Source organism: Methylobacterium hispanicum (assembly GCF_022179285.1).
GTDB classification, from domain to species: Bacteria; Pseudomonadota; Alphaproteobacteria; order Rhizobiales; family Beijerinckiaceae; genus Methylobacterium; species Methylobacterium hispanicum.
Window position 1 is genome coordinate 24199 of the sequence record NZ_BPQO01000041.1, and the last position, 22631, is coordinate 46829.

General features: G+C 72.5%; 22 protein-coding genes. 15 read left to right on the plus strand and 7 right to left on the minus strand.

Annotation, left to right across the window (positions count from 1 at the left end):
• Nucleotides 1-29: 29 nt before the first annotated feature.
• The 4 genes from MFF56_RS29145 to MFF56_RS29160 all read right to left on the minus strand — a co-directional run bounded on the left by MFF56_RS29145 (nt 30) and on the right by MFF56_RS29160 (nt 4785).
• Complete coding sequence (locus MFF56_RS29145) at nt 30-800, minus strand: NUDIX hydrolase (RefSeq protein ID WP_066920951.1); 771 nt, start codon at nt 798-800, stop codon at nt 30-32.
• Nucleotides 742-1233, minus strand: a complete 492-nt coding sequence (locus MFF56_RS29150) for a DUF983 domain-containing protein (RefSeq protein ID WP_066920949.1) — start codon at nt 1231-1233, stop codon at nt 742-744. Before MFF56_RS29150 ends, MFF56_RS29145 begins: the two co-directional genes overlap by 59 nt.
• A 121-nt stretch (nt 1234-1354) precedes the next feature.
• Entirely contained in the window at nt 1355-2884 is a 1530-nt protein-coding gene (trpE, locus tag MFF56_RS29155) for an anthranilate synthase component I (protein ID WP_066920947.1), read from the minus strand.
• The gene (locus tag MFF56_RS29160) at nt 2884-4785 is read right to left on the minus strand and encodes a peptidylprolyl isomerase (protein WP_066920945.1); all 1902 of its coding nucleotides are present in this window, start codon (nt 4783-4785) and stop codon (nt 2884-2886) included. Before MFF56_RS29160 ends, trpE begins: the two co-directional genes overlap by 1 nt.
• Before the next feature lie 248 nt (nt 4786-5033).
• Here MFF56_RS29160 and tpiA point away from each other — a divergent pair, with 248 nt between their 5' ends.
• The 9 genes from tpiA to MFF56_RS29205 all read left to right on the plus strand — a co-directional run bounded on the left by tpiA (nt 5034) and on the right by MFF56_RS29205 (nt 13149).
• Nucleotides 5034-5795, plus strand: coding sequence for a triose-phosphate isomerase (tpiA, locus tag MFF56_RS29165; RefSeq protein ID WP_066920943.1), 762 nt, complete (start codon nt 5034-5036; stop codon nt 5793-5795).
• A gap of 181 nt (nt 5796-5976) precedes the next feature.
• The gene (secG, locus tag MFF56_RS29170) at nt 5977-6408 is read left to right on the plus strand and encodes a preprotein translocase subunit SecG (RefSeq protein ID WP_238231943.1); all 432 of its coding nucleotides are present in this window, start codon (nt 5977-5979) and stop codon (nt 6406-6408) included.
• Between the two features lie 180 nt (nt 6409-6588).
• Entirely contained in the window at nt 6589-8217 is a 1629-nt protein-coding gene (gene pyrG / locus MFF56_RS29175) for a CTP synthase (RefSeq protein WP_238231945.1), read from the plus strand.
• A 13-nt stretch (nt 8218-8230) separates the two neighbouring features.
• The gene (locus MFF56_RS29180) at nt 8231-8629 is read left to right on the plus strand and encodes a DUF350 domain-containing protein (protein WP_066920342.1); all 399 of its coding nucleotides are present in this window, start codon (nt 8231-8233) and stop codon (nt 8627-8629) included.
• Between the two features lie 43 nt (nt 8630-8672).
• Complete coding sequence (locus MFF56_RS29185) at nt 8673-9329, plus strand: DUF1190 domain-containing protein (RefSeq protein ID WP_238231947.1); 657 nt, start codon at nt 8673-8675, stop codon at nt 9327-9329.
• Nucleotides 9329-10492, plus strand: a complete 1164-nt coding sequence (locus MFF56_RS29190; protein ID WP_066920418.1) for a glutathionylspermidine synthase family protein — start codon at nt 9329-9331, stop codon at nt 10490-10492. The genes MFF56_RS29185 and MFF56_RS29190 overlap by 1 nt, the downstream gene beginning before the upstream one ends.
• Before the next feature lie 47 nt (nt 10493-10539).
• Nucleotides 10540-10992 carry a DNA polymerase III subunit chi gene (locus tag MFF56_RS29195; RefSeq protein ID WP_066920420.1) on the plus strand — a complete coding sequence of 151 codons (453 nt, stop codon included), beginning with the start codon at nt 10540-10542 and terminating at the stop codon, nt 10990-10992.
• A 124-nt stretch (nt 10993-11116) separates the two neighbouring features.
• Nucleotides 11117-12760 (plus strand): S10 family peptidase, encoded by a 1644-nt coding sequence (locus tag MFF56_RS29200; protein WP_082773389.1) that lies wholly within the window; start codon nt 11117-11119, stop codon nt 12758-12760.
• The gene (locus MFF56_RS29205) at nt 12757-13149 is read left to right on the plus strand and encodes a hypothetical protein (protein ID WP_066927880.1); all 393 of its coding nucleotides are present in this window, start codon (nt 12757-12759) and stop codon (nt 13147-13149) included. Before MFF56_RS29200 ends, MFF56_RS29205 begins: the two co-directional genes overlap by 4 nt.
• Nucleotides 13150-13255: 106 nt before the next feature.
• Here the strand turns inward: MFF56_RS29205 and MFF56_RS29210 are convergent, their stop codons facing one another.
• The gene (locus tag MFF56_RS29210; protein WP_066927882.1) at nt 13256-15037 is read right to left on the minus strand and encodes a hypothetical protein; all 1782 of its coding nucleotides are present in this window, start codon (nt 15035-15037) and stop codon (nt 13256-13258) included.
• Between the two features lie 243 nt (nt 15038-15280).
• On the opposite strand from MFF56_RS29210, the gene MFF56_RS29215 reads away from it, so the two are divergent.
• From MFF56_RS29215 to MFF56_RS29235, 5 genes are all read left to right on the plus strand, one after another.
• Nucleotides 15281-16486 carry a glycosyltransferase family 87 protein gene (locus MFF56_RS29215; protein ID WP_238231949.1) on the plus strand — a complete coding sequence of 402 codons (1206 nt, stop codon included), beginning with the start codon at nt 15281-15283 and terminating at the stop codon, nt 16484-16486.
• A 60-nt stretch (nt 16487-16546) separates the two neighbouring features.
• Nucleotides 16547-17584: an NAD-dependent epimerase/dehydratase family protein gene (locus tag MFF56_RS29220; RefSeq protein WP_066923441.1), complete on the plus strand. Its 1038-nt coding sequence runs from the start codon at nt 16547-16549 to the stop codon at nt 17582-17584.
• 114 nt (nt 17585-17698) lie between these two features.
• Entirely contained in the window at nt 17699-19213 is a 1515-nt protein-coding gene (locus tag MFF56_RS29225; RefSeq protein WP_066923438.1) for an NAD(P)/FAD-dependent oxidoreductase, read from the plus strand.
• A 148-nt stretch (nt 19214-19361) separates the two neighbouring features.
• Entirely contained in the window at nt 19362-20645 is a 1284-nt protein-coding gene (locus MFF56_RS29230) for a PQQ-dependent sugar dehydrogenase (RefSeq protein WP_066923435.1), read from the plus strand.
• Nucleotides 20642-20977, plus strand: a complete 336-nt coding sequence (locus MFF56_RS29235) for a c-type cytochrome (RefSeq protein WP_066923432.1) — start codon at nt 20642-20644, stop codon at nt 20975-20977. The genes MFF56_RS29230 and MFF56_RS29235 overlap by 4 nt, the downstream gene beginning before the upstream one ends.
• A 5-nt stretch (nt 20978-20982) precedes the next feature.
• Here the strand turns inward: MFF56_RS29235 and MFF56_RS29240 are convergent, their stop codons facing one another.
• Nucleotides 20983-21558, minus strand: a complete 576-nt coding sequence (locus tag MFF56_RS29240; RefSeq protein ID WP_238231951.1) for a TadE/TadG family type IV pilus assembly protein — start codon at nt 21556-21558, stop codon at nt 20983-20985.
• A complete protein-coding gene (locus MFF56_RS29245) occupies nt 21555-22169 on the minus strand; it encodes a TadE/TadG family type IV pilus assembly protein (protein ID WP_066925839.1) in 615 nt (204 codons plus the stop codon). The genes MFF56_RS29240 and MFF56_RS29245 overlap by 4 nt, the downstream gene beginning before the upstream one ends.
• A 250-nt stretch (nt 22170-22419) precedes the next feature.
• Here MFF56_RS29245 and MFF56_RS29250 point away from each other — a divergent pair.
• Nucleotides 22420-22631, plus strand: a 212-nt coding sequence (locus MFF56_RS29250) for a TadE/TadG family type IV pilus assembly protein (protein ID WP_238231953.1), incomplete at its 3' end; no start/stop codon positions are given.

The window sequence follows — 22631 nt, forward strand, 5'->3', positions numbered from 1 at the left end:
GTCAAGACCCACAGGGTTCTGCGGAGCCCCTACAGGGCCACCCGCTCCCGCTTTCCGTGGCGCTCGTAGTGGAACGGGATCTGCCGATAGGGCGCGAAGCCGGCGGCGATCTGGGCCTCCAGCTCGTCCAGCATCGTCCGGGTGATGAAGGGCAGGTCGAGCTTGCGCGCCGCGTCGAGGCGCAGCCATTCGAGCTCGACGAGTTCCGCGTCCGGCCCGATCCGGCCGGGCTCCTCGGCCGCGACGGCGCCGCGCGCCGCGGTGAAGAAGCGGGTATCGAAGCGCCGCACGCGCTTCGGCGGCGTGATCGCCCGGGCGACGAGGTGGAGCGCCTCCAGATCCGGCAGCACGCCGTGCCGGCCGAACGCCTCCCAGCCCTGCGGCACCGTCTCGGGCGGGCCGTACGCGGTGGTGCCGACGACGAGGCCGGTCTCCTCAAAGGTCTCGCGGATCGCCGCGAGCGCCAGCATCCGGCCCAGATCCTGCGGTGGGCGCGAGACCTGCCGCGCGAGCGCGGCCTCGGCGTAGTCCGGCAGCGCGTTCGCCACCGGCATGCGCCGGTCGCTGGGCTCCGTGCGGCCGCCCGGGAACACGAACCGGCCTGGCATGAAGGCGAGGCCGGGGTTGCGCCGGCCCATCAGCACGCGGAGGCCGCCGCGGCGGCGATCGACGAGGATCAGCGTGGCGGCGTCGCGCGGGCGCAGCGACCGCGCGCCGGCCGCCGGGGGCGCCTCCGCCGTCTCAGGCGCGGCCGAGTCCGGCCCGCCCGTGTCCGCCCTGTCCGGCGCCGCTCTGTCCAATGGCTGGGTCCCCCTCCGTCGCGGAGCGCACTCCGGGTAGCCCGGCGAAGCCGTGCAAGCCAAGCGCGTATTGCAGCCCGACCACCGCCCCCTTCACCGGCTGGAGCAGCCCGAGCGCCAGCCCGAGCGTGACGAGCGGCCAGAAGCTGAGCTGGAACCACAGCGGCACGTCGTAGCCCATCTCAAGCTCCAGGATCAGATAGCCGACGAGATGGGCGACGATGAAGATCACGAGGTAGGGCGGCAGGTCGTCGGCCCGGTGATGGTGCAGTTCCAGCCCGCAGGCCTCGCAGGCGGGCCGCACCTTGAGGAAGCGGCCGAAGATCCTGCCCTCCCCGCAATGCGGGCAGCGCCCGAGGAAGCCCCGGCCCATCGCCCGGATCAGGCCCGTGCGGGCGGGCTGGCCGGCAACGGTCGGATCACTCGCACTCATCGCCGCCTCACATCTTCCGCCCGGCCGTGTGGAACGCGGGCCCTGGACCTCGGGACCGATACCGGGGACAGGCGCGATATGGGACCCGATCCATGCCCAGGGAACGGACGGGTCCTGCGCCCTACTGTCCCCGCCGCGCCTGCGCGGCGAAGCGCACCGCCTCCTCCGCCGCCCGGAACAGGGCTTTGGCCTTGTTGACGCATTCCTGCTGCTCGGAGGCCGGGTCGGAATCGTAGACGATGCCCGCCCCTGCCTGGACGTGCATGCGCCCGTCCTTCACGATGGCGGTGCGCAGCACGATGCAGGTGTCCATCTCGCCGCGCGCACCGAAATAGCCGATGCAGCCGCCGTAGGGCCCGCGCTTCTCGCGCTCCAGCTCGTCGATGATCTCCATCGCCCGCACCTTCGGCGCGCCCGAGACCGTGCCGGCGGGAAAGCCCGCCGCCAGTGCCGAGAGTGCGTCGTGGGCGGGATCGATCGCGCCCTCGACGTTCGAGACGATGTGCATCACCTGGCTGTAGTATTCGAGGAAGAACGAGTCCGTGACCCGCACGCTGCCGATGCGGGAGACCCGGCCGACGTCGTTGCGGCCGAGATCGAGCAGCATCAGGTGCTCGGAGCGCTCCTTCGGGTCGGCCAGAAGCTCCTCGGCGAGCGCCCGATCCTCGGCGGGGGTGGCGCCGCGGCGACGCGTGCCGGCAATCGGCCGGATCGTCACCGTTCCGTCCCGCAGCCGCACCAGGATCTCGGGGCTGGAGCAGACGATCTGGAAGGCCTCGAAATCGAGGTAGCACAGGAACGGCGCCGGGTTGGTGCGCCGCAGGGAGCGATAGAGTGCGAAGGCCGGCAGCGTGAACGGCGCCTCGAAGCGCTGCGACAGCACCACCTGGAAGATGTCGCCCGCGACGATGTATTCCTTCGCCTTCGCCACCATCGCCGCGTAGGCGTCCGGCGGCGTGTTCGAGACCGGCTCGGGCGGCGCCACCTCGGCGAGGTCGATCCGTGCCTCGATCGGCAGCGGGCCCTCGAGCGCCGCCGCCACTCGGTCGAGCCGGGCGAGGGCGTCCTCGTAGGCCGCGCGGGCGGGCACGCCGTCGGTCGGCCGCACCGGGCAGACCACGGTGATCAGGTCGCGCACCGCGTCGAACACCACCATGGCGCGCGGGCGGATCATCACCGCGTCCGGCACGCCGAGCGGGTCGGGGTTCGGCTCGGGCAGCCGCTCCATCGCCCGCACCATGTCGTAGCCGAGATAGCCGAACAGGCCGGCGGCCATCGGCGGCAGGTCCGCGCTCCCGCCCTCATCCGCCTCCGCGATCGCGCTCTCCGCGATCAGCGCCCGCAGGCTCGCCAGCGGCGCCCGCGCGTCGGGCTCGAACCGGGTGAGGTCGGGCCCGTGCGTCCGCTCCGGCCGGCCGTCGCGGCAGCGCCAGATCAGGTCGGGATCGAGACCGATCATGGAGTAGCGCCCGCGCACGGCGCCGCCCTCGACGGATTCGAGCAGGAAGGCCGGGCCCGCGTGCCCGGCCCGCAGCTTCAGGAAGGCGGCGACCGGGGTCTCCAGGTCGGCCACCAGGGTCAGGCTGAGGAGCGCCGGGCGGCCCGCCTCGTAGGCCGCCCGGACGGCGTCGAAGTCGCTCGGATCCGACATCAGTACTCGCCGCCGATCGCCCGGCGCAAAGCCGCCTGGTTGACGCTGACGCCCGCGCTCCGCTGCACCTCGGCGATGTAGGCACCCAGCACGTCGTCGGCGATCGCCGTGCGGAAGTTGCCCTCCACGGTCTTGTCGCTCGGGCTGCCCGGCACGTAGGCCGGCATCGTCGCCTGCGTGACCTTGAACACGGCGCGGTTCTCGCCGCTTTGAGCCGAGCCCGCCTTGCCGACATTCGTGGCGAAGACGCGCGCCACCACGTCGGCGGTGAGCTGGTCCTTCGGCTGGTTGCGGGCGATGTCCTCGGCCGTGTGCGGATTGAGGCCGGTCTCCGTGGCCAGCGCCTCGAGGGTCTCGCCCTTGTCGAGGCGCTCGGCGAGCTCCCGGCCCTTGGACTGGAGGCGCTTCTCGACCTCGGCGCTGCGCCAGCCGGCGGCGACCGCGTCGCGGACCTGGTCGAGGGGCTTGTCGTGGGCGGCGTCGACCTTCGTGACGTCGTACCAGACGTAGCCGCCGGCCTTGGTGCGCAGGGGCTCGTTGTCGCCGCCGATCTCGGCGCGGAACAGGGCCGGCAGGGTCGTGTCCGCCTCCGGGATGCCCGCGACCTTCTCGCCTGCCGGGTCGCGGCCCTGCGCGTCGACGGCCGGCACGGCGACGAGGGCGAGCCCGCGCTCCCGCGCGATGTCGGCGAGCGGCTTGGCGCTCGCGCGCTCGTCCTCGACGGCGTCGTGGGTCTTGTCGATGCCCTCGCGGGCGCGGGTCAGGGCGACCTGCCGGCGGATCTCGCCCTCGACCTCGCTGATCGGCTTCACCGTGCCGGGCTCGATCGCCGTGACGTCGAGGAGCACCGTGCCGAAGCGGCCCTTCACCGGCTGGCTGACCTTGCCCTGCTCCAGCGCGAAGGCGGCGTCCGCCACGGCCGGGTCGAACAGCTCGGCCTTGGTCAGGGTGCCCAGCACCAGATCCTTGTCGTCGGTGCCGCGTTCCTTGGCCACCGCCTCGAAGCTCTTCTCGCCGGACTCGATCGCCTTGCGGGCCTCCTCGGCCGAAGCCTCGTCGGGGAAGACGATCTGCCGGATGGTGCGGCGCTCCGGCTTGCCGAACGTGCCCTTCTGGGCGTCGTAGATCTTCTGCACCTCCTCGGCCGAGACGGCGTCGGGCTTGGCCAAGGCCTCGGGGTCGAGCACCAGCAGGTTCACGGCGCGGGTCTCGGGTGCGCGATAGGCCGCCTTGTTGGTCTCGTAATAGGCCTTCAGGTCGTCCTCGCCCGGGGCCGGGATCTCGCCCGCCACCGAGGGGGTGAGGATGAGGTAGGCGGCCCCGCGCCGCTCCGTCGCGTAGCGGTGCACCGCCTCGCGCATCGCCTGGGGCACCGGAAGCTCCGCCGAGACCGCCTCGGCGAGCTGGAGGCGGGCGATGACGGCGCGCTGCTCGCGCACGAAGAGCTGCTCGTTCAGGCCGGCCCGCTGCAGGGTCTGGTAGAACAGCGTCCGGTCGAAGCGGCCTTCCGCGTTCTGGAAGCTCTTCTCGTCCTGGATCGCCCGGAGCACGGCGGCGTCCGACACGGCGAGGCCGAGGTCGTGCGTCTTCTGGTCGAGGGCGGCCTCGGTGACGAGCTGCTGCAGCACCTGCCGCTCGATGCCGAGCGCGCGCGCCTGGTCCGGCGTGATGTTGCGGCGGAACTGCGCCTGGAAGCGCTGGAGCTGGTTCTGGTAGGCGCTGCGCACGGCTTCCGCGCCGATCTGCGTCTTGCCGACGGTGGCGACCGTGGTGCTGGAGCCGCCGCGGAAGAACTCCTCGACGCCGAAGATGCCCACGCCCGCGATCAGCAGGGTGAAGATGATCGTCAGGACGATCTTGCCGAGCCAGTGCTGGCTGGCGTCGCGAATGTTCTGGAGCATCGTCGTCCCGCGTCCGCCCCGCGCCCGTGGGCCGCGGGGGCCGTCATGCCTCTGCGCGTCTGCGTTCGCAGAGGCGCGTTTGCATTCGCGATAGCCCATCCGCGGGCGCCTCGCCAAGTTACCGATCAAGTTACCGATCGAAGCGGCGACGCCGGCCGCGCCGTCGTCACCGGACCGGTTTGCGCGCCCAAGCTTGCTCTGCTAGGCCCGCCCCATCCGGGCGGCACGACACGATCGAGGGAACGGGCATGGCGGGTTCGGGGCGGCGTCCTCTGGTTGCGGGCAACTGGAAGATGAACGGCACGCGCGCCTCGCTCGCGACCGTCGAGGGGATCCGCGACGGGCTCTCGCCGGCGCTGCTCGAGAAGATCGACGTGCTGATCTGCCCGCCCGCGACGCTCATCAGCTCGTGCGTGGCCGCGACCTACGGCTCGCCCATCGCCATCGGCGGCCAGAACCTGCACGCCCGCCCAAGCGGGGCCTTCACCGGCTCGATCTCGGCGGAGATGCTGGCCGACCTCGGCGCCAAATACGTCATCGTCGGCCATTCCGAGCGGCGCGCCTACCACCACGAGACCGACGACGGCGTGCACGCCAAGGCGCTCGGCGCCCGGCGCGCGGGCCTGTGCGGCATCATCTGCGTCGGCGAGACCATGGAGGAGCGCGAGCAGGGCCGCGCGCTCAGCATCGTGCGGGCCCAGCTCGCCATCGGCATCCCGAAGGGCGCGACCGCCCAGGACACGGTGATCGCCTACGAGCCGGTCTGGGCGATCGGCTCCGGCCGCACCCCGACGCCCGCCGAGATCGCCGAGGTCCACGCGTCCCTGCGCGAGATGCTCGACAAGCTCGTCGGCGAGGAGGCGGCCAAGATCCGCATCCTCTACGGCGGCTCGGTCAAGCCCGGCAACGCCCGCGAGCTGATGGCGGTCGAGAACGTCGACGGCGCGCTGGTCGGCGGGGCGAGCCTCGTGGCCGAGGATTTCCTGGGCATCTGCAACGCCTACGCCTGAGGGCCTCCTCGTCCGGTCTCGGCCCGCTTCCTGTTGGCGCGCGCCCGCTTCTGGTGTATGGCCCGGCCGATTGTGCGGGCGGCGCGCTGGAGCACCGGCCGGCGGCGCGCCCGCCTCTGATCCCTGAGCATCGCGAGCGTTCTCGGGATCGGCGCCAGACAGGTAAGACCCCGGAATCCCGATGCAGACCGTCCTGATCGTCGTCCACCTCATCATCGTGCTCGCGCTGATCGGCGTCGTGCTGCTGCAGCGCTCCGAGGGCGGCCTCGGGCTCGGCGGCGGCGGGGGCGGCGGCGTCTCCGGCTTCATGACCGGCCGCGGCCAGGCCAACGCGCTCACCCGCGCCACCGCGATCCTGGCCGCCCTGTTCTTCGTCACCAGCATGACGCTCGCCGTGATGTCGCACCGCGCCGCCGGCCCGCGCTCGATCCTCGACGGCGCCGGCACGAGCCAGCCGGCGCGCCAGCAGCCGGGCGGGGCCGACAACCTGCTCGACACCCTGCGCCAGCAGCAGAACCAGGGCACGGCCCCCGCGCCGGGCGCCCCCCCCGCCGCACCGACGCCCGCTCCGAGCCAGCCCGCCGGCCCGCCCGAGGCTCCGCAATCCCGCTGACGCACCGTCGGCGCAGCGACGACCGGCGGGCGAGCGCGCCCGCCGGACAGATACCGACCCGAAAACCAGTCCCATGCCGCCGACGCGGCCCGGCCCCGCGCCGCCCGATCACAGGAAACGGGTGGCGCGGCGGCGTTCGCGTTTGGCAAAACCCCACGCATTGATTATGGACCGAGGCCCATGACGCGGTACGTCTTCATCACCGGCGGCGTGGTTTCCTCGCTCGGCAAGGGTCTCGCCTCGGCCGCCCTCGCGGCCCTGCTTCAGGCACGCGGCTACCGCGTGCGGCTGCGCAAGCTCGACCCCTACCTCAACGTCGATCCGGGCACGATGAGCCCGACGCAGCACGGCGAGGTCTTCGTCACCGACGACGGCGCCGAGACCGACCTCGACCTCGGCCATTACGAGCGCTTCACCGGCCTCCCAGCGACGCGCGCCGACAACATCACCACGGGCCGGATCTACCAGGACATCATCGCCAAGGAGCGGCGCGGCGACTATCTGGGCGCCACCATCCAAGTGATCCCGCACGTCACCAACGCCATCAAGACCTTCGTGCTCGACGGCAACGAGGCCTACGACTTCGTCCTCGTCGAGATCGGCGGCACCGTCGGCGACATCGAGGGCCTGCCCTTCTTCGAGGCGATCCGCCAGCTCGGCCAGGAACTGCCGCGCGGCACCACCGCCTTCATGCACCTGACGCTGCTGCCCTACATCCCGTCGGCGGGCGAGCTGAAGACGAAGCCCACCCAGCACTCCGTGAAGGAGCTGCGCTCGATCGGCATCCAGCCCGACTTCCTGCTCTGCCGCTGCGACCGGCCGATCCCGGCCGACGAGCGGAGGAAACTCGGCCTGTTCTGCAACGTGCGCGAATCGGCGGTGATCGAGGCGCGCGACGTCGCCTCGATCTACGACGTGCCGCTCTCCTATCGGGAGGCCGGCCTCGACCGCGAGGTGCTCGCCCATTTCGGCCTGGAGCCGACGGACGAGCCGGACCTGACGCGCTGGCGCACCATCTCGGAGCGGGTGCGGAACCCCGAGGGCGAGGTCTCGATCGCGATCGTCGGCAAGTACACGGGCCTGAAGGACGCCTACAAGTCGCTCACCGAGGCGCTCACCCACGGCGGCATCGCCCATCGCTGCCGGGTGAACCTCGAGTGGATCGAGTCCGAGGTGTTCGAGCGCGAGGATCCGGCACCCTTCCTCGAGGGCATCAACGGCATCCTGGTGCCGGGCGGCTTCGGCCAGCGCGGCGCCGAGGGCAAGATCCGGGCGGCCCGCTACGCCCGCGAGCGCAAGATCCCCTATTTCGGCATCTGCTTCGGCATGCAGATGGCGGTGATCGAGGCGGCGCGCGCGCTCGCGGGCATCGCGGACGCGAACTCGACCGAGTTCGGCGAGACCTCCGAGCCGGTGGTGGGCCTGCTCACCGAGTGGCTGAAGGGCAACGAGCTGGAGAAGCGCGCGGCCGCCGGCGACCTCGGCGGCACGATGCGGCTCGGCGCCTATCAGGCCCGCCTCGGGGCCGACACCCGGATCGCCGAAATCTACGGTTCGACGGACATCTCCGAGCGCCACCGCCACCGCTACGAGGTCAACATGGCCTATCGCGAGCGGCTGGAGGCGGCGGGCCTGCGCTTCTCCGGCACCTCGCCGGACGGCCTCCTGCCGGAGACCGTGGAGCATGTCGGCCACCCCTGGTTCATCGGCGTGCAGTACCACCCGGAGCTGAAGTCGCGCCCCTTCGAGCCGCACCCGCTCTTCAAGAGCTTCATCGGCGCGGCGATCGAGCAGAGCCGGCTCGTCTGAGGCGAGGAAGCCCGTGTCCTCGATCTCCGGGCTTCCCGCCTTCCTCGCCTACTACGCGACCGCCCTGGCGCTGGTGGCCGCCTACCTCGTCGTCTACCTCACGGCGACCGCCCATCGGGAGATCGCGCTGATCCGGGCCGGCAACGCGGCCGCGGCCACCGCCCTCGGCGCGAGCCTGATCGGCTACACGCTGCCCCTCTTCGTGGCGATCTACAACGCGCAGTCACTCCTCGATTGCATCGTCTGGGGCCTTGTCGCCCTCGTGGTGCAGATGGCGGTCTACTGGGGCATGCGCTTCGTGCTGCCCGACCTCTCGGCTCGCATCGAGCGGGGCGAGGGCGCCGCGGCGATCCTGCTCGCCGCCGCCTCGCTGGCCGGCGGCCTCATCAACGCCGCCTCGATGACGTACTGATCGCCGCCGGTCCGATTCGGGCCGGGACGGGGGAGCCAGCCGGATGGACGCCACGCCGGGAGCCGAGGGTCAGCGCGAGGGCCAGCGGACGCGCTCGAAGCGCTCCCAGACCGTCTCCCTCGTTCTGGTCGCGGGCGCGGGCGCGGCGGCGCTCGGCCTCGGAGGCATCGATCCGAGCCAGCGGGAGGAGGACGTGCTCGTCTACGCGGACGCCGCCGCCTGCACCGCCGAGGGCATCCGCCCGGAGGACGAGTGCCGCGGGGAGTACGCGGTCGCGCGCCAAGCCTACCCGACCGCCGCGCCGCGCTACGCAAGCCTCATCGATTGCGAGGGGCACCACGGGCCCGGCCATTGCCTGTCGGGAAGCGAGGTCGGCGGCGGGCCGAGCGTCGAGGCACGCGCGGGCTACCTGCCGCGCATGGCAGGCTACCTGATCGGCCGGCGGGCGAGCCAGGGGATCACGCCGCAGCCGGTCTTCGACCACGCCCCGCGCGCCGGCCACGCGGCGGCCGCCGCGGGTCACGGCGGCTACTGCACCGGCGGCGGCGCCCGGATCCTCACCGGCAGCGGCGGCCGCGCCTCGGCCGGCCGGATGCGGACGGCGGCCCTGCACGGCACCACCTTCGGCGGCTTCGGCCAGACCGGGCGGGCGTTCAGCGCCAGTTCGCACGGCTCGACCCGCAGCTCCTGGGGCGGCTGATGCGCCGCGTCGCCACCGGCGCGCGGCCGGACTGGCGCGACACCGCGCGCGCCCGCGGCTTCGTCTTCCACACCCTCGACGGCGCGCCCTACTGGGACGAGAGCCACGCCTACGCCTTCGGCCTCGACGAGATCGAGGCGGAGATCGAGGGGCCGAGCGGCGAGCTGCACGCCCTCTGCCTCGCCTTCGTGGGCCGCGCCGTCGCGGACGAGCGGATCCTCGCCCGACTCCGGGTTCCCGAGACGGCCTGGGACGCGATCCGCGCGAGCTGGCGCCGGGGTGATCCGAGCCTCTACGGCCGGCTCGACCTGGCCTACGGGGGCACCGGCCCGGCCAAGCTCTTGGAATACAACGCCGACACCCCGACCGCCCTCTACGAGACCGGCGTGTTCCAGTGGCTGTGGCTGGAGGAGGCGTTGCGCGACCGCCGCCTGCCCGCGGGCGCGGACCAGTACAACGCCGTGCACGAGCGCCTGATCGCCCGGTTCCGCGCGGTGGCGGGCCCGGGTCTTCTCGCGTTCACGGCGGACGCGCGGGCGCCGGAGGACCGCGGCACCGTGGCCTATCTGGAGGATTGCGCCGTCCAGGCCGGCTGCCGGACCGCCTTCGCGGACCTGCCCGATCTCGGCCTGCAACCCGGCGGCGGCCTCTGCACCCGGGCGGGCGCGCCGATCGAGACCCTGTTCAAGCTCTATCCCTGGGAATGGGCGTTCGCCGATCCCTTCGGCGCGGCGGTCGGGGGCGCGCCGACCCGCTTCCTGGAGCCGCCCTGGAAGATGCTGCTCTCGAACAAGGGGTTGCTCCCCTGCCTCTGGGCCTTGGAGCCGGGCCACCCGAACCTGCTGCCGGCCTATTTCGAGGACGATCCGGAGGTCGCCGCCCTCGGGCGGAGCTACGCGCGAAAGCCCCTGTTCTCGCGCGAGGGCGCCAATGTCAGCCTCGTCCGCGACGGCACGCCCCTCGTGGACGGGGCCGGGCCCTACGGCGCGGAAGGCTTCGTCCGCCAGGCGCTCGCCGAGCTGCCGGCCTTCGACGGGCGGCGCGCCCTGGTGGGCTCGTGGATCGTGGGCGACGAGCCCGCGGGGCTGTGCCTGCGCGAGTCGGACGGTCTCGTCACCGGAGACGACGCGCTCTTCGTGCCCCACTTCATCGAGCCCACGTGACGCAGGCGGTGGCGGGACCGGCAGCGGGGGCCTATCTCCGGGGCGCCGTGACCGAGATCCTGTTCTACCACATGCAGCGCCAGCCCCTGGAGCGGGTGCTGCCCAACCTCGTCGAGCGCTCGCTGGAGCGCGGCTGGCAGGCCGCGATCCAGGCGGTGAGCGAGGAGCGCCTCGCCGCCCTCGACGACGGGCTCTGGACCTACGCGGACGAGAGCTTCCTGCCCCACGGCACCGACCGCGAGCCCGATGCCGGCACCCAGCCGGTGGTGCTGACGCTGCGCGACCTCAACCCGAACGGCGCCTCGATCCGCTTCCTCGTGGAAGGCGCCGACCTGCCCCCCGACGCGGCCGACTACGCCCGCATCTGCATCCTGTTCGACGGCACCGACCAGGACGCGCTGCTGCGCGCCCGCGAGCAGTGGCGCCAGGCCAAGGCCGCCGGCCACGCGGTGGCCTACTGGCAGCAGGACGAGGACGGCCGCTGGAACAAGAAGGCGTGACGCATTGACGGATGCATCCCACTCCCCCGCGCGCTCTCCCTCCCCCCTTTGCGGGGGAGGGTGGCCTTCGCGTGAGCGAAGGTCGGGAGAGGGGAACCCGGCTTCCAGAGGTGGCGCCGCGTCGATGCAGAGCACATCCTGCACCGTCGCACCCCTCTCTGCGGGACTACGTCCCGACCCCCCTGCTTCGCAGGGCACCCTCCCCCGTAGAGGGGGGAGGGAGAGCGGCGCGCTGAGGCGGACGCTCTGCGCCCTGACCGCTCTCCTCATCGGCCTCGCTCCCCTCCATGCCCAAGAGGCCCGCCGCGGACCCGACCGTCCGCCCGTGGAATCCCGCGAGGGCCGCAAGCTGCCCGCCGATTCGGTGACGCAGCAGAGCATCACCCTGCCGGACGGCAAGCGCCTCGACTTCACCGCGACCGCCGGCAGCCTGCCCCTCGTCGACGAAGCCGGAAAGCTCCAGGCCGAGATCGCCTACATCGCCTACACGCGGCCGGGCGAGAACGGTCAGGAGCGCCCGGTCACCTTCGCGATCAACGGCGGCCCCGGCGCGGCCTCGGCCTACCTCAACATCGGGGCGATCGGCCCCTGGCGCCTGCCCGCGGATGGGCCGAGCATCAGCCCGTCGCAGGGCGTGGCGCTGGTGCCGAACGACGGCACATGGCTCGACGTCACCGATCTCGTCTTCATCGATCCCGTCGGCACCGGCTACAGCCGGGCGGCGGACGGGGACGGCAAGTCCTACTGGAACGTCGAGTCTGACAGTTCCGTGCTCGCCGCCGCGATCGCCCGGTACCTGCGCACCAACGATCGCATGGCGAGCCCGAAATTCTACGTCGGCGAGAGCTACGGCGGCTTCCGCGGGCCCCTGATCGCGGCCAAGCTCCAGGAGGATGTCGGCGTCGGCCTGTCCGGCATGGTGCTGCTCTCGCCGGTGCTCGACTTCGCCTGGCTGCAGCAGCCGCGGGCGAACCCCTTGGGCCACGTGCTGCGCCTGCCCTCCTTCGCGGCCGCCGCCCTGGAGCGCTCCGGCCGGACGCCGACGCCCGAGCTGATGCGGGACGCGGAGGGCTATGCCACCGGACCCTACCTCGCCGACCTGCTCAAGGGCCCGAACGACGCGCAAGCCGTCGCCCGCCTCACCGAGCGCGTGGCCGCGCTGACCGGGCTCGACCCGGCCCTCGTGCGGCAGCAGGCCGGGCGCGTCTCCACCGGCAGCGTCCAGCGCGAGGCCGACCGGACCTCGGGGCGCGTCGCCAGCGCCTACGACACGGCGGTGACGGGCTGGGACCCGGATCCGACCGCGCCGCATTCCGGCTTCGACGACCCGCTGCTGACCGCGCTGCAGGCGCCGCTCACCAGCGCGATGATCGACCTCTACGCGAAGCGCCTGAACTGGCGCGTGCCGAACCTGCGCTACGAACTCCTGAACGGCGCGGTGAACCGGAGCTGGGGTTGGAATTCCGGCCGCTCCGCCCCCGAGGCGCTGGGGCAGCTGCGCGGCGTGCTGGCGCTCGACGGCAACATGCGGGTGCTGGTGGCCCACGGCTACACCGACCTCGTCACGCCCTACTTCGCCTCGAAGCTGCTGATCGACCAGATCCCCGCCTACGGCCAGCCGCCGCGCCTGACGCTCGCGGTCTATCCGGGCGGCCACATGTTCTATTCGCGGGCGGACTCGCGCGCCGCCTTCAAGCGGGACGCCGCCGCCCTGTTCTCCGCCGCCGTGAAGGCGCGCGAGGCAGGTGAGGGGCGGGCGAGCCGATGAGCCGGCCGAGCCTCGCCCTCAAGGCCGGTCTCTTGACCGGTCTCGCGGCCATCGCTCTGGCGGGCTGCACCGCCACCGAGCGGACGCCGCCGACGCCCACCGAGATCGCCCCGGTGCCGCCGCGCCCGCCCGCGCCGCCGCCGAGCTTCAGCGGGCCCGTGCTGACCCCGGAGGGCGCCTGCACGGGCGCCGCGCCCGGAACCGCCGCGACGATCGAGCCGGGCATCGGCGAGTGCGACCTCGTCCGCCTGAAGGGCCGGGCGCCGACCGACGTGCTGATCGGCGAGGGCCGCGCCGGCCGGGAGGTGCAGGTGCTCTACACCGAGCCCGGCGCGAAGGAGCTGTACTTCTTCGTCAACAACCGGCTCGACCGGGTGGTGAAATCGTAGCCGGTCAGAGCATCATCCCGAAAGGTGGCTGCCGGCTTTCGGACGAAGATGATGCAAGACCGAGAGCTTAGAGAATCGTGCTGGATCCGATATCCAGCACGATTCTCTAACGCACCCGCCAGACCCGCAGCGCGCTGCCCGGAAGGTCCACGGGTTCCAGCCACGGCACCGCGATCTCGCCGCGGGTGAGACGCGTCGCGAAGGCGGTTTCCGCCTGCAGGTCGTCGCCGGGCCGGGACGGGCAGGTCGCCAGATAGCGGATGTCATGCGCGCGGACCTGCCGCCGCAGGTCGGCCTCGGTCCCGCCGAGGCCCTCGAGGACGGCGGTGAGGCCCGGAATCGCCCGGTGGTAGGGCGCGCCCACCACGGAATGCGGCGTCCGCAGCAGAATCGAGGGGCCGATGAAGATCGGCGCCAGCACCGTGCCGGGTGGCAGGGCGGCGAGCGGCGCCACGGCGGCGTCCGCGTGGCAGGTCACCGCGCCGGCCGGATCGCGGCCGTTCGCGGCCGTTGGGGTAAGCGCCCCCGCGAGCAGCGCGAGCGCCGTCCAGCTCGAGCCGACCAGGCCGGCGCTCAGCGCCAACGCTCCCCAGAGGCGCGCCCCTCTGAGATGCGGCGCGGCCGCGAGCGCTCGGTCGATCACAGGGCCGGCCACCAGCGGCACGAAGGCCACCGCGACGTAGATGCCGCGCAGCTGGACGAATCCGAGCAGCACCCCGGGCCAGAGGAACAGGGCGGCGACCCGGAAGAGACGCCGCTCCGGACCGCGGAAGGCGGCCCAGGTCGCAGCAGCCGCCGCCACGACGAGGATCGGGTAGAAGGCCAGGATCTCCCATTGCCGCCACGCCACGAATTTCGGGACCGAGGACATCTCGTTGACGGTGTGGAGCCAGTGCGCGCGCACCAGCGGCGTCATGTCCGGGAAGGGACCGCCGAGGCAGGCGGGGGCCAGGGCGGCGAACCCGCCGAGCAGGGCGCCGCCGCAGAGCGCCGCGAGACCGAGGCGTGCGCCGGCCGAGGTCAGACGCCGGTCGAGGCCCGCGCAGGCCAGCGCCGCCGCGCAGCCGCCCGCCGCCAGCCAGAGCCAGGGCGGCGAGAGCGCGTCGCAGTACGCGGTTGCCCAGAGGCCGGGCGCGGTCTGGGCCGCGAAGAGCGGGAAGGCCGCCGACAGCCCGAGCCCGAAGCCCAGGAAGGCCGGCAGCGCCGCCCGGCCGCGCAGCACCCAGTCGCCCGCGAGGAAGAGGGCGCCCAGCGCGATGTAGGGCAGCGCCTCCAGGCCGATCGCCAGGGAGAGCGCGGCGAGCCCGCCGCCGACGAGCCCCGGGCGCAGGCCGCTGCGGACGAGGCAGAGGGCGAGGCCGAAGATCGCCAGGATCTGCAGGTTGTGGTGATCGACCCGGCCCGCCTGGAACTGGACGAGGATGCCGAAGGTCTGCGTCGCCACGAACACCGCGAGCACCGCGGCGCGGGGCCCGAAGCGTTCGCGCACGCCCCGATAGACCATCAGGCAGAACAGGCCGAGCAGCAGCAGGGGCCAGAGCACGGCCGTCAGCCCCTCGGCGAGCGGCCGGCCGGCGATCGGCGAGAGCAGCAGGATCAGCCCGGCGATCGGCGCGTCGACGAGGCGCGACCAGTGGCTCGGAACGCCGCCCGGCGGCAGGAACCGGTACTGGACGTTGTCGTACCAGCCCTGGCCGGCGAGCAGGTCGCGCACGCCCACGAGGCGCATCGCGTCGTCGGTGTCGGGCACGCGCAGGCGCGTGATCGTGCCCCAGAGGTCGGCCGGCGCGTTCAGCGTGAGCAGCGAGAACCCGACGATGAGCCAGAGCACGAGCTGGACATCGACCCGCGCCCTCAGTGGCGCCTGCACCGCGATCCCCGTCGTCATCCGCCGTCAACTCCGCGCAGCCGCGGATGCGCGGCCGCGACGGCGTGAGGATGGGCGTGATCCGCTTAATGGCGGGTCAAGCGCCGGATCGGGCGCGGCGTTAATCGGCTGTCAGGCCGGCCCGGTTAACCGTGCCGGACTGTTCCCGGATCGGGCGGAGAGCCGATTCGAACCGGGGGCGCGAGACGTCAAGGGTCCGCCCGTCCCGACGGGACGCGCGGTCCGGATCGCGGAGCCTCGGCCATGGTCCCCCAATCCCTCTCGGCACGGCAGCGCCTCATCGTGGCCGCGGGCGCCGCCGTCACCCTGGCGAACTGGCTCGGGATCCGGCCCTGGGACCTGAAGGGCTGGCTCGTCGGCACGCCGTTCGGGCGGGACTTCGTCAACTTCTGGCTCGCGCCGCGCCTCGCGCTGTCGGGACAGGGCGCCGTGCTCGCCGACCCGGCGGCCTACCGGGACACGGTGATGGCGGTGTTCGAGATCGCCCACGATCCGAAGCTGCTCTTCGTCTACCCGCCGCACATCCTGGTCCTCCTGCTCCCCTTCGGCCTGCTGCCCTTCCTGCCGGCCGTGATCGCCTGGACGCTCGTCAACCTCGCGGCCCTGGCCGTGGCGACGCGGCTCTGGCTGGGGCCCGCGGCGCGGCGGGGATGGTTCATTCTCGTGGTCTGCACCGCGCCGCCGGCCGGTGCGATGGTGCTCTACGGCCATTTCGGCGGCCTCATCGCGCTGGCGGCGGCCTTGGCCGTGCTCGAGAGCCGGCGCCGCCCCTGGATCGCCGGGCTCTGTCTCGGCCTGCTCTCGGTCAAGCCGCAATTCGCCCTGGCGCTCGGGCTCGTCCTGCTCTTCGCGGGGCGCTGGCGCTGGATCCCGGCGGCCGCCCTCTCGACCGCGGCGCTCGTCGGCCTCTCGGTCCTGCTGTTCGGACCGGGCCCGTGGGAGCGCTTCATCGGCGTGACCATGCCCCTGCAGAGCGCCTTCATCACCGAGTTCCACGCGCGCTGGATCGAGACCTCGGTCTCGCCCTTCTTCGCGGCGCGCTTCTGGGGCATGCCGCCGGCCGGCGCCTGGGCGCTCCAGGGAACGGCGACGCTCCTCGCCTTCGCGGCGGGGGTGGCTGCCCTGCGCCGGGCGGGGGACGGCCCGCAGATGGATCCCCTGGCGCTCCTCGTCGTCCTGCTCGCCCCGATCGTGATGCTCCCTTACGCGAGCCACTACGAGCTTGCCCTGGTCGCGCCGGGCCTGACCCTGCTGGCGCTCGGCCGGCCGGCGGCCCCGCTCGCGCTCGCCACCTGGCTCCTCGTCCCCCTCGCCCGGGTGCTGTTCATTCTCGACCTGCCGATCCTGTGCGCGCTGGTGCCCGGCACCCTGTTCGCTGCCGCGTGGCGCCTCCTCGCCCCGGCCGACGGCCGGCCGAGCGTCGCGGTCCCGCGCGCGGCGCCCGTCTGAGAACCGACACCGAGAACCGACACCGAGAACCGACACTGAGAACCGAAACTGAGAACCGACATGGCCCGTCTTCTCGTCACCGGCGGTTCCGGCTTCCTGGGATCCCTCCTGATCGACGACCTGCTGGCGGCCGGGCACGCGGTCACGAGCATCGACCTCCTGCCGGGCGTGCGGCGTCATCCGCGGCTGCAGGGCGTCGTCGGCGACATCCGCGACCGGCCGGGCCTCGACCGGATCCTGTCGGGGGGCGGCTTCGCGGGCGTGTTCCACTGCGCGGCGCTCCTCGCCCACGGCGCCGTGCCGGAGGCCGAGATGTGGTCCTCCAACGTCGAGGGCACGCGCAGCCTCGCGGCGGCGACCGCGGCGGCGGGCGTGCCGAGCCTCGTCGCGATCTCCAGCAACTGCCTCTGGGGCCGCGGCTTCGCGCGGCCGGTGCGCGAGGACGACGCGCCGGAGCCCTGCGAGCCCTACGGCGCGAGCAAATGGGAGGGCGAGAAGGTGCTTGCCGCCCATGCCCGCGACGTCGCCGTGACGGTGATCCGCTCGCCCACGATCATCGACGAGGGACGCCTCGGCCTCCTCGCGATCCTGTTCGAGTTCATCGCCGAGGGGCGCCGGGTCTGGACGGTCGGCGACGGCTCGCACCGCTACCAGTTCATCTACGCCCGCGACCTGATCGCCGCGATGCTGCTGGCCTGGGAGCAGCGCCGCGCGGGCACCTTCGGCATCGGCTCGGACCGGGTCGACACCATGCGCGAGAGCTTCGCACACGTCATCGCGGAGACCGGGAGCCGCTCGCGGATCGTCGGCCTGCCCAAGGGGCCGGCCGTCCTCGCCATGCGGGCCGCGCACGCGCTCCGGCTCTCGCCGCTCGGGCCCTACCATTACCGCATGATCGCGGCCGACTTCACCTTCGATACCGGGCGGATCAAGGCCGCGCTCGGCTGGCGCCCGACCCTGTCGAACAGCGAGATGCTGCTGCGCGCCTACCGCTACTATGCGGCCAACCAGGCCGAGATCGCCGGGCGGCGCGACGTCTCGGCCCATCGCCGCGCCGCCGACATGGGCGTCATCCGCGCCCTCAAATGGATCTCCTGACCGGGCCGGGACGGGCCCGCGGCGGCCCCGGGACAGCCCTCGTTAACCCTTCCGGGCGATACTCCGGCACGTTCGGGCGGACCTCATGGGGGGACCGCCCCGCCGGAGCCGGGAATGAGCCATCACACCGAGACGCTGGTCATCGGCGCAGGGCCCGCGGGGCTGACCGCCGCCTACCTGCTGTCGAAGCACGGCCGCTCCGTCACGGTGCTGGAGCGCGACCCCGCCCAGGTCGGCGGCATCTCCCGCACGGTCTCCCACAACGGCTACCTGTTCGACATCGGCGGGCACCGCTTCTTCTCGAAGTCGAAGGCCGTGGTCGATCTCTGGGACGAGCTCCTGCCCGACGACTTCATCGAGCGCCCGCGCCTGTCGCGGATCTACTACCAGGGCAAGTACTACGCCTACCCGCTGAAAGCCTTCGAGGCGCTGCGCAACCTCGGCCTGCTCACCAGCACGGCCTGCGTGCTCTCCTACCTGTACGCCCGCGCCAAGCCGATCGAGAGGCCCAAGAGCTTCCACGACTGGGTGCGCAACCAGTTCGGCGAGCGCCTGTTCTCGATCTTCTTCAAGACCTACACCGAGAAGGTCTGGGGCATGTCCTGCGACGCGATCTCGGCCGACTGGGCGGCCCAGCGCATCAAGGGGCTCGACCTCGGCGCCGCGATCCGCGACGCGCTCATGCGCTCGCTCGGGCTGCGGGGGAAGCCCAAGGCCGGTGGCAAGGCCGGCGAGCCGGTGATCAAGACCCTGATCGAATCCTTCCGCTATCCCCGCCGCGGCCCCGGCATGATGTGGGAGGCCGCCGCCGCCAAGGTCCGGGCCCAGGGCGGCAAGGTGCTGCTCGACCGCGCTGTCGACGGGCTCGGCTACGACGCCGCCACCGGCATCTGGACGGTGAGCGTGCTCATGGGCGACGGCAGCCGCGAGACCTACACGGCCCGCAACCTCGTCTCCTCGGCGCCGGTGCGCGAACTCGTCGACGCGATCCGCCCGCGGCCGCTCAGCACCTTCCACGCCCGCGCCCTGCAGTACCGCGACTTCCTCACGGTTGCGCTGATCGCGAAGTCCGACAGGACCTTCCCCGATAACTGGATCTACATCCACGACCCGTCCGTGAAGGTCGGCCGGGTGCAGAACTTCCTCTCGTGGTCGCCCGAGATGGTGCCGGATGCGGGCCATACCTGCCTCGGGCTGGAGTATTTCTGCTTCGAGGGCGACGGGCTCTGGAACAGCTCCGACGCGGACCTCGTCGCGCTCGCCAAGGCGGAGATCGGCAAGATCGGCCTGATCGACCCGGCCGACGTGGTCGATGCCTGCGTGGTGCGCCAGCCCAAGGCCTACCCGGTCTACGACGAGACCTACGCCGAGAACGTCGCGATGGTCCGCATGGAGCTGGAGCGGGACTTCCCGAGCCTGCACCTCGTCGGCCGCAACGGCATGCACAAGTACAACAACCAGGACCACGCCATGATGACGGCGATGCTGACCGTGGAGAACATCCTGGCGGGCCAGCGCCGCCACGACGTCTGGCGGGTCAACGAGGACGCCGAGTACACCGAGGCCGGCATCTCGGGGGCCGAGGAGGCGCTCGGGAGCGAGCGGCTGGTGCCGCGCAAGGTGGCCTGAACCGGCCGCCTTCACGGATGCGCCAGGGCGCCACCCCGGCGCGGACGGCCGCCTCCGGCCGTCATCGGATCACCTTGCGCGCCGCTGTCTCGCGCGCAAGACTTGCCCCCGAACGCCCGATCACGGGGCGGCACCGGGGAAGACACCCATGCGTTCACAGATCCTCGCCGCGCTTCTGGCCAGCGCCGCACTCACCACCGGCGCCCTCGCGCAGGGCGCCCAGCCCGGCGAGACCAAGGGCAAGGCCGACGACCTCGAGAAGCTCCAGGCCTTCAAGAGCACGGGCACGGAGCCGGCGCCCGAGGTGCCGCAGACCGGGCGCCGCGCCGACGCCATCCGCAAGACGCTCTCCAAGATCACGCTGCCCGCGGGCTTCAAGATCGACCTCTACGCCGTGGTGCCGGACGCCCGCTCGATCGCGGTCGGCCCCAATGCGGGCGTGCTCTTCGTCGGCACCCGCAAGAGCAAGGTCTACACCGTCACCGACCGCGACAAGGACCGGGTGGCCGACGAGGTGCGCCCCTTCGCGCCGGGCATCGGTTTCAAGGTGCCGAACGGCGTCTGCTTCTCGCGCGACGGCGTGCTCACCGTGGTCGAGCAGAACCGGGTGCTGGCCTTCCCGGCCGCCGAGTTCTTCTACGAGAACCCGGACGTGGCCGCCGGCATCGTGGTCCGCCAAGGCGAGCTGATCCCGGCGTCGGAAGAGAGCTACAACCACACCGCCCGCGTCTGCCGCGTGGGGCCGGACGGCAAGACCTACATCGCGCTCGGCCAGCCCTACAACGTGCCGCCCGCCGACAAGCTCGACCTCTACGCGAAGACCGGCATCGGCGGCATCGTCCGGGTCGATGCCGACGGGAAGAACCGCGAGGTCTTCGCCACCGGCATCCGCAACTCGGTCGGCATCGACTTCGCGCCCGACAAGAGCCTCTGGTTCACCGACAACCAAGTGGACGGCATGGGCGACGACACGCCGCCGGGCGAGCTGAACCGCGCCACCAAGGCCGGCGAGACGTTCGGCTTCCCCTGGTACGGCGGCGGCCAGGTCCGCACCACCGAGTACAAGGACCAAACCCCGCCCGCGAACGCCGTGGCGCCGCTGGCCGAACTGCCGCCGCACGCGGCCGATCTCGGGCTGACCTTCTACACGGCCAAGCAGTTCCCGAAGGCCTACCAGGGCGGGATCTTCATCGCCGAGCACGGCTCGTGGAACCGCACCACGCCGGTGGGCGCGCGGATCATGTTCGCGACGCTCGGCGCCGACGGCAAGGTCGCCTCCGTGAAGCCCTTCGCCGAGGGCTGGCTGACGCAGGACGGCGAGTATCTCGGCCGCCCCGTGGACGTGGCGGTGCTGCTCGACGGCTCGCTCCTCGTCTCGGACGACACCGCGGGCGCGATCTACCGCATCTCCTACGAGGGCGGGGACAAGTGAGGGGTCCGAGCAAGCCGCTTGGCCTCGCCCTCGCGGCGCTGCTCCTCGGCGCGCTCCCGGCCGCGGCCGGGGGCGACGCCGCGGCGGGCCGCAAGCGCGCCGCCGCCTGCCAGGCCTGCCACGGGCTCGACGGGCTCTCGAAGCTGCCGGAGGCGCCGAACCTCGCGGGCCAGGTCGAGGTCTACCTCGTCAAGGCCCTGCGGGAGTACCGGGACGGCACCCGCCGCAACGCGGTGATGAACGTCGTCGCCAAGGATCTCACGGACGCCGAGATCGACGACCTCGCGGCCTATTACGGCGGCCTGCAGATCGAGGTGCTGCCCCCCGGATGAGGGGCTCAGACCGGCGGGCAGGGCTGTCCGCCGGGCAGCACCACCTCGGCGTTGCCCCAGTAGGCCCTGCCCTCCCGCACCGGCCAGACCGTGGTGTAGGAGAAGGTCCAGTTGGCAAGGGTCGGGAAGACCCGGAACAGGGCGGCGTAGCGCATCCGCACCTCCGCCATCACGTAGCGCCCGCCCGCCGTGCTCCCCGTCGGCGCGGGCCCGATCACCGAGCCGACGCTGCGGGCCTCGTCCTTCTGCGCCGCGCTCGAGCAGACCCGCGCCACGGCGGCGCCGTCCTTCAGGTAGACGCCCGCCGCCGTGAGCACGATGCCCGCGGCCCCGATGTCGTAGGGCGTCGCCACCGCCTGCGCGGCCGCGAAGACCTCGTCGAGCGGGGGATTCGTGCCGGAGATCAGGTCCGCCATGGTGCTGGCGGCGAGATCGAGCCGCTTGGCGGTCGAGAAGGCCCGCGGCAGCTCGACGGCGGCCATGAACAGGCCGAGCAGGATCGGCACGATGATCGCGAACTCGACCGCGCTGGCGCCAGACCGCGCGCGGGCGAAGCGCCGGGCGAGCGGCCCCGGCCTCACTGGCAGACCTTCCCGGCATAGGGCTCGGTGGAGAAGATCGCCGTCGACACGAGGAGCTGGCTGTTGGCGCCCATCGGATGGCGGGTGAAATCGAGCGCGTTGAACAGGCGCAGCACGGGCACGGCCGCCCGCAGGGCGACGATGTCCCCGCCCAGCGGGCACTGGAAGGTGCTGCCGAAGCTCTGGGCCCAGCCCTTCCTCTGGCTGTCGTAGGGTTCGGCCGGGCGGACCGCGCCGAAGCTCGAGCCCCGCGTCACGTCGAGCCTGAGGTCCTGGCAGCGGAACAGCACCGCGGCGCTGCCGCACATGATGCGGCGCAGGCGGCTGGCCGGGTCGTTGCCGTCCGCCGCGTCCTGGAACGCACCGGTGCGCAGCGCGCGCGTCGCCCGATCGACCGCGCTGTCCAGCGTCTGCTGCGACAGGGTCATCATGGCCGCCTCCACCACCACGCAGAGCAGCAGCAGGAACGGGACCGCCAGCAGCGCGAACTCGACCGCGCCCGCGCCCGAGCGCGCCCGCGCGAAATCGCGCCCGGCACCGAGCAGGCGAGCCCGCAGGGATGTCGATCGATCTCGCGACAGGAGTGCGGGAGGGCCGCTCGGGGCAGGCATATTCCAGGGCCGGTTGCGCGGTCCGGCAGATCGTCCCATCGGAGCGCCGGACATGATCGGCAGTTCTAGGCGCACCACCCTTTACAACCCGTGAGATTTTCCCGCCGCGATTGTGGGGTCGCGGCGCGTTGTCCTTGCAACTTAAGCTGTGATTCCGCAGATATTTACAACCTGACGAGGCAGCGCGGTTCATTAACCTGCCCGGTCCTAAGGATGTCGCCTGCGAAGATTTGCGCGGGCGAACGATGTGATGCGGGGGGGTCGGCACAGGAGGGCGCGGAGCTGTCGCGCGCGCGGCGCCCTCGCGGCCTTTCGCGCCGACCGCCGGGGCTCCGTCGCTCTGATCTTCGGCCTCGGCGGCACGGTCCTGGTTGGGCTTGTGGGCGGTGGGATCGACTACGCCCGGGTCTCGGCGCGCCGCAGCCAGCTCCAGGCGGCCGTCGATGCGGGCGTTCTGGCCGG